The organism is Streptomyces sp. NPDC006283, assembly GCF_040613325.1.
Lineage (GTDB): Bacteria > Actinomycetota > Actinomycetes > Streptomycetales > Streptomycetaceae > Streptomyces.
In genome coordinates this window covers 1-6,648 of sequence record NZ_JBEXRZ010000304.1, presented here as the reverse complement: position 1 = coordinate 6,648, position 6,648 = coordinate 1, and the positions used below count along the sequence as shown (strand labels likewise).

The following is a 6,648-nucleotide window of genomic DNA, read 5'->3' as shown; positions in this document are numbered from 1 at the left end:
GGTGACACCGGACCGGGGGTATTGGTGACGCCGGGCCGCATGGGAGGACTCACTCCACTTCGACCACGGCCTGGGCGAACTGCGCCGAGTACAGCCGTGCGTACGCCCCGCCGGACGCCAGCAGATCCTCGTGCGTGCCCTGTTCGACGATCGAGCCGTCCTCCATCACCAGGATCACGTCCGCGTCCCGGATGGTGGAGAGCCGGTGGGCGATGACGAAGCTGGTCCGGCCGTGCGCGAGCCGCGCCATCGCCTTCTGGATCAGCACCTCCGTACGGGTGTCGACCGAGCTCGTCGCCTCGTCCAGGACCAGGATCACCGGGTCGGACAGGAACGCCCGTGCGATGGTGATGAGTTGCTTCTCGCCGGCGCTGACGCCCGAGCCGTCGTCGTCGATCACGGTGTCGTAGCCGTCGGGCAGCGTACGGATGAACCGGTCGGCGTGCGCGGCCCGTGCCGCCTCCTCGATCTCCTCGCGGGTCACCTCCCGCGAAGCGCCGTAGGCGATGTTCTCCGCGATCGTGCCGCCGAACAGCCAGGTGTCCTGCAGCACCATCCCTATGCCCGAACGCAGTTCCTCCCGGGGCATCGTGGCGACGTCGACCCCGTCGAGGGAGATCCGTCCGCCGGTCACCTCGTAGAACCGCATCAGCAGATTGACGAGCGTGGTCTTTCCCGCGCCGGTCGGGCCGACGATCGCGACGGTGTGTCCCGGCTCGACCTTCAGCGACAGGTCCTCGATGAGCGGCTTGTCCGGCTCGTAGCGGAAGGCCACGTTCTCCAGCGAGACCCTGCCACGGGACGGCTTCGACCGCTCGGGCCGCTCGGCGGACGGCGCGTCCGCCTCCTGCTCCTCCGCGTCCAGCAGTTCGAAGATCCGCTCGGCCGACGCGACACCCGACTGCACCAGGTTCGCCATCGACGCGACCTGCGTGAGCGGCATCGAGAACTGCCGCGAGTACTGGATGAAGGCCTGCACGTCACCGATGGACAGGGAGCCCGACGCGACCCGCAGACCGCCGACCACCGCCACCAGGACGTAGTTCAGGTTGGAGATGAAGAACATCAGCGGCTGCATCATTCCGCTGTTGAACTGCGCCTTGAACGAGGCCTCGTACAGCGCGTCGTTCTGCTCCGCGAACCCCTTCGCCGACTCCTCCTGGCGCCCGAAGACCTTCACCAGCGAGTGGCCGGTGTACATCTCCTCGATGTGCGCGTTGAGTGCGCCCGTCGACTTCCACTGCGCCACGAACTGTGGCTGCGACCGCTTGCCGACCTTCGCCGCGACGAACACCGACAGCGGCACCGTCACCAGCGCGACCAGGGCCAGCAGCGGGGAGATCCAGAACATCATCGCCAGCACGCCGACGATCGTGAGCAGCGAGTTGATCAGCTGACCCATCGTCTGCTGCAAGGTCTGCGAGATGTTGTCGATGTCGTTGGTGGCCCGGCTGAGCACCTCGCCGCGCTTGGCCTTGTCGAAGTACGACAGCGGCAGCCGCGACAGCTTCGCCTGCACGTCCTCCCGCATGCGGTACACGGTCCGGTTGATCACCTTGATCGACAGCCGCGTCGCCACGAGCATCGTCAGCCCGGCCGCCACGAACACCGCGAGCGCGAGGAGCAGGACGTTCCCCACGGCGGTGAAGTCGATGCCTTCGCCCGGCGTGAAGTCCACGCGGGCGAGCATGTCCGCGAGGCCGTCGTCGCCGCTTCGCCGCATGTCGTCGAGGGCCTGCTCCTTCGAGGCGCCCTCCGGTATCTGCCGGCCGACGACGCCCGCGAAGATCAGGTCGGTCGCCACACCGAGGATCTTCGGTCCGACCACCGCGAAGGCGACGCTCAGCACGCCGGCCGCGAGCATCACCCACAGCGTCGCCCGTTCCGGCGCGAGCTGCCGCAGCAGCCGCTTGCCCGAGCCCTTGAAGTCCATCGACCGCTCGACGGGCCCCGTCATCATGCGTCCACCCGGCCCGCTCATGCGGCCTCAGCCTCCGTCAGCTGCGAGAGCACGATCTCTCGGTACGTCTCATTGCTCTCCATCAGCTCGTGATGGCTGCCCGCCCCCACGACCTGCCCCGCGTCCAGAACCAGGATCCGGTCCGCGTCGCGGATCGTCGACACGCGCTGGGCGACGATCACCACCGTCGACTCCGCGGTCTCGCGGGCGAGCGCACCGCGCAGCGCCGCGTCCGTCGCGTAGTCGAGTGCGGAGAAGGAGTCGTCGAACAGGTAGATCTCCGGCCGCTGCACCAGCGTCCGCGCGATGGCGAGCCGCTGGCGCTGCCCCCCGGAGACGTTCGTACCGCCCTGGGCGACGGGTGCGTTCAGCCCGCCCTCCAGAGCGCGTACGAAGTCGGCCGCCTGGGCGACTTCGAGCGCCGCCCACAGCTCCTGGTCGGTCGCGTCCGGCTTCCCGTAGCGCAGGTTGGTCGCCACCGTCCCGGAGAAGAGGTACGGCTTCTGCGGCACGAGCCCGACGGTCCTCGCCATCAGCGCCGGGTCCAGCTCACGCACGTCGACACCGTTGACGAGCACCTCGCCCCCCGTCACGTCGAACAGCCGCGGCACCAGCCCGAGCAGCGTCGACTTGCCGCTGCCCGTCGAGCCGATGATCGCGGTGGTCTCGCCGGGGCGCGCCACCAGGTCGATTCCGTGCAGCACCGACTCCTCGGCGCCCGGGTAGCGGAAGTCGACACCGCGCACCTCCAGCCGGCCCCGGCCGCGCAGCTCTCGCACGGGAGCGGTCGGCGGCACCACGCTCGAATCGGTGTCCAGCACCTCCTGGATGCGCTCGGCGCACACCTCGGCACGCGGCACCATCATGAACATGAAGGTGGCCATCATCACGGCCATCACGATCTGCATCAGATACGCGAGGAACGCCGTCAGCGCACCGATCTGTATCGCGCCGCTGTCGATGCGGTGTGCACCGAACCAGATGACGGCGACGGAGGAGATGTTCACGACCGTCATCACCGTCGGGAACATCAGCGCCATCAGGCGGCCGGTGGACATCGACACATCGGTCAGGTCCTCGTTGGCCCCGCGGAAGCGCTTCTTCTCGTACTCGTCGCGCACGAAGGCGCGGATCACGCGGTTGCCGGTGATCTGCTCGCGCAGTACACGGTTCACGGTGTCGAGCCGTTCCTGCATGGTGCGGAACAGCGGCCGCATCTTCTTCACGATCAGCGAGACGCAGATGCCGAGGACCGGGACGACCGCCAGCAGCACCGCCGAGAGCGGCACGTCCTGGCCCAGCGCCATCACGATGCCGCCGACGCACATGATCGGCGCCGACACCATCAGCGTGAACGCCATCAGCACCAGCATCTGGACCTGCTGGACGTCATTGGTGGTGCGGGTGATGAGCGACGGCGCCCCGAAGTGGCCGACCTCACGGGCGGAGAAGCTCTGCACCCGGCCGAAGACATCGGCCCGGACGTCGCGGCCGAGCGCGGCCGCCGTCCGTGCTCCGTAGAAGACGGCCCCGATGTTGCAGAGGACCTGGACGACGCTGATGCCGATCATGAGGGCGCCGACGGCCAGGATGTAGCCCGAGTCCCCCTTCACGACACCGTTGTCAATGATGTCGGCGTTGAGGGTGGGCAAGTAGAGGGTGGCGCTGGTCTGCAGCAGTTGCAGCGCCACCAGGAAGGCGAGGGGTCTCTTGTACGGACTGAGATAGGTCCGCAGCAGTCGTATCAGCACGCGCTGTCTCTCGGGCTCGGCAAGATCAGGGGTCACCCCATCTTCCGACACCCGGTCGGTAAACCCCATGAGTTCTCCCCAAGCCCGGGTCAAGAACAGCTTGTATGACCGCATCTTCCCGACGGCCGGACCGGGGCTCCGGCGAGACCGGACCGGGACTCCGTCGTGGCCGGCCCGGGCCGCCGCGCGACCACTGCTCACGGTGCGGCGGAGAACGCCCCCGGATGGATCTGGTCCCGCGTCGCTCCGTACTGCTGGCGCACCGCCTGACCGACCGCCAGCTCCTCGCCCGGCTCGAGCACCTGGGCCGCGGCACCCTGCCAGGCCGGCGGCGCCTGCGGCGACAGCGTGCCCTGGGCGGCGCCCAGCGCCCACGCGGCCTGACGCGCCGCGCCGAGCGCCGCGTAGTCCGCCGGCTGTGGCACGACGGCCTGCGCACCGAAGATCGCCGGCGCGAGCGCCTGCACGGCGGGCAGCTCCGCGGCCGCCCCCAGCAGAAACACCCGGCGCACCTCGACGCCGCGCCCGCGCAGCACGTCCATCGCGTCCGCGAGCGAGCAGAGCATGCCCTCGAAGGACGCCCGTGCCAGGTGCTCCGGCTTCATCGACTCGCGCCGCAGTCCGGTCAGCGTGCCGGCGGTGTGCGGCAGCTGCGGTGTCCGCTCGCCCTCCAGATACGGCAGCAGCACCAGTCCGGACGAACCGGGCGTCGACTTCATCGCCAGAGCGGAGAGCTCCTGAAGATCGGCCAGCCCCAGCAGCTCGGCCGTCCCGCGCAGCGCCCGTACGGCGTTGAGTGTGTGCACGACCGGCAGATGCATTCCGGTGGCGTCGGCGAACGAAGTGATCATTCCGCTCTGATCGGCCAGCGCCTCGTGGTGCACGGCCATCACCGAACCGGACGCGCCGAGCGACACGACCGCGTCGCCGACGCCCACCCCGAGACCGAAGGCCGCCGCCATCGTCTCGCCGGTGCCCGCGGAGATCAGCAGCCCCTCGGGCGTGGTGCCCGCCGCCTCCGCGGGGCCGAGCACATCGGGCAGCGCGCACTGGTGCCCGAGCGCGAGCTCGACGAGGTCCGGGCGGTAGCCACCCGTGCCCGCCGACCAGTAGCCGGTGCCGGAGGCCCCGCCGCGGTCCGTGGTCCTGCGGGCCGGCCGCCCCAGCAGCTGCCACACCAGCCAGTCGTGCGCCTGCATGACGAAGGCGACACGCTGCGCGGCCTCGGGCTCGGTCCGCGCCAGCCACCGCAGCTTCGCCACGGGCTGCGACGACTGCGGCACGGAACCGACGGCCTCGGCCCAGGCCTGCCGGCCGCCGAGCGCGTCGATGAGATCGGCCGCGGCGACCTGCGCGCGCTTGTCGTTGCCGACCAGCGCGGGGCGCACGATGCCGCCCTGTGAGTCCAGCGTGATCAGGCCGTCCTGCTGCGCAGAGACGCCGATGGCCTGCACTCCCTCGAGCAGGCCGCCGGTGGCGGCCTCTCCGAGGGAGAGCAGCCAGGCCTGCGGATCGACCTCGGTGGCCTTGGGCTCGACGGGGTGCGGCGCGTACCCCTGGCGCAGTACGGCACCCGTGTCCGCGTCGCAGACGACGATGCGCGTGAACCCCGATGAACTGTCCAACCCGGCGACTATCCCCATGGCCGGAATTCTGCCGTACGCGAGCAGTCGGTGACGTCACACGGGCCGTGGCCTGCGTGACGTCACCGACTCCTCGCGTCGTCCGGGCCCGGACCTCCGCGCGACGGAGCGCCGGGCCGTTCGGGTCAGGTGTTCGAGGTTCCCCAGTCGTCCTCGGTGCCGGAGCCCCGCTCCTTGAGCGCCCGCACCCGCTCCGTCACGGACTCCGGCATGCGGTCGCCGACCTTGTCGCTGACCGCGTGGAAGGCCTTGCCCGCCGCCTCGCGACCGTTGTGAGCGGCGGACTCGGCGACGTTGCGCACCGCCGGGTTCTGCGAGATCTGCCGCGCGGACTTCTTGAGCTGTTCGTAGCGCTCGCGCCCGGCCCGTGTCCCGAGCACGAAGCCGATGGCCAGTCCGGCGACGAACGTGAGCTTGTACCGCATGGGTGACACCCTTCCGTTGCGTCGGTGCTGCCCGCCTACCCGTCGGGGCCCGTGATCACCCGGTGCCATACCGATTGGCGGAGCACCCCCCTGCTTGCGCTAATGTATGTGTCGCAGCGAGCGCACGCCCCCCGGGACGCCCCGGGTAGGTACGTTCGGTGCACACGCAGCAATCCCCTGTAGCTCAATTGGCAGAGCAGCCGGCTGTTAACCGGCAGGTTACTGGTTCGAGTCCAGTCGGGGGAGCGCGATCCCCTGTAGCTCAATTGGCAGAGCATTCGGCTGTTAACCGGAGGGTTGCTGGTTCGAGTCCAGCCGGGGGAGCAGATCGGAGAAGGGCCCTACGGGGCCCTTTTTCATTGCCCGCTCGTCCCGCTCGCAGCCCGTTCGGTGTGTTCCGGGCAAGATCCGGAACCGCGCGTGCGGCAGCGCAGTCCTGAGGGTTGAGCGTTGCCGACCATGCGGAGCAGGAGATCGTATGACCGGCTATGCTGCGGCAGACGGCGCGCACAAATGTGCGCGACGCGCCGTAAGGGGCGGTAGCTCAGCCGGTTAGAGCAGCGGACTCATAATCCGTCGGCCGTGGGTTCGAGTCCCACCCGCCCCACCGCACAGCGGTGACGCAGAACCGTTTCGACGGGCTTGTCGGACGAAGGTAGCGCCCTCGGGGGACGCACAGGGGACGCCGCGCCCCACTTTTGGGCACGTCCCCTCTATTGGCCCAATGCCGGCCGGTGCGCTCCAGTCGGCGCACTCCCGCCGGCTCCCGTGAGCCCCTCCGTGAGCGCGACAATCCGGGTGGGGGCGTCCCGCCGGTGCGGCGGGACCCCCCCACCGGCGCCGCCCCGTCAGGCGCGGTTCTCGACGAT

The 6,648-nt window shown here is 69.8% G+C and carries 4 protein-coding genes and 3 tRNA genes; 3 read left to right on the top strand and 4 right to left on the bottom strand.

Features of this window, described 5'->3' with window-relative positions:
* Window positions 1-49: 49 nt before the first annotated feature.
* The 4 genes from ABZ070_RS34405 to ABZ070_RS34390 all read right to left on the bottom strand — a co-directional run bounded on the left by ABZ070_RS34405 (window position 50) and on the right by ABZ070_RS34390 (window position 5,779).
* The gene (locus tag ABZ070_RS34405; RefSeq protein ID WP_356639777.1) at window positions 50-1,981 is read right to left on the bottom strand and encodes an ABC transporter ATP-binding protein; all 1,932 of its coding nucleotides are present in this window, start codon (window positions 1,979-1,981) and stop codon (window positions 50-52) included.
* Window positions 1,978-3,711 (bottom strand): ABC transporter ATP-binding protein, encoded by a 1,734-nt coding sequence (locus tag ABZ070_RS34400; RefSeq protein ID WP_356639775.1) that lies wholly within the window; start codon window positions 3,709-3,711, stop codon window positions 1,978-1,980. The genes ABZ070_RS34405 and ABZ070_RS34400 overlap by 4 nt, the downstream gene beginning before the upstream one ends.
* Window positions 3,712-3,908: 197 nt before the next feature.
* Window positions 3,909-5,354 (bottom strand): FGGY family carbohydrate kinase, encoded by a 1,446-nt coding sequence (locus ABZ070_RS34395; RefSeq protein WP_356639773.1) that lies wholly within the window; start codon window positions 5,352-5,354, stop codon window positions 3,909-3,911.
* A 125-nt stretch (window positions 5,355-5,479) separates the two neighbouring features.
* Window positions 5,480-5,779 carry a YtxH domain-containing protein gene (locus ABZ070_RS34390; RefSeq protein ID WP_356639771.1) on the bottom strand — a complete coding sequence of 100 codons (300 nt, stop codon included), beginning with the start codon at window positions 5,777-5,779 and terminating at the stop codon, window positions 5,480-5,482.
* 173 nt (window positions 5,780-5,952) lie between these two features.
* Here ABZ070_RS34390 and ABZ070_RS34385 point away from each other — a divergent pair.
* The 3 genes from ABZ070_RS34385 to ABZ070_RS34375 all read left to right on the top strand — a co-directional run bounded on the left by ABZ070_RS34385 (window position 5,953) and on the right by ABZ070_RS34375 (window position 6,386).
* Window positions 5,953-6,025 (top strand) — tRNA-Asn (locus ABZ070_RS34385).
* A 5-nt stretch (window positions 6,026-6,030) separates the two neighbouring features.
* Window positions 6,031-6,103 (top strand) — tRNA-Asn (locus tag ABZ070_RS34380).
* Window positions 6,104-6,312: 209 nt separating this feature from the next.
* Window positions 6,313-6,386 (top strand) — tRNA-Ile (locus ABZ070_RS34375).
* Window positions 6,387-6,648: the final 262 nt, after the last annotated feature.

Excerpts from the sequence above, each read along its gene's own strand:
- ABZ070_RS34405 (WP_356639777.1), bottom strand. The coding sequence starts at position 1,981 with ATGAGCGGGCCGGGTGGACGCATGATGACGGGGCCCGTCGAGCGGTCG.
- ABZ070_RS34395 (WP_356639773.1), bottom strand. The coding sequence starts at position 5,354 with ATGGGGATAGTCGCCGGGTTGGACAGTTCATCGGGGTTCACGCGCATC.
- ABZ070_RS34390 (WP_356639771.1), bottom strand. The coding sequence starts at position 5,779 with ATGCGGTACAAGCTCACGTTCGTCGCCGGACTGGCCATCGGCTTCGTG.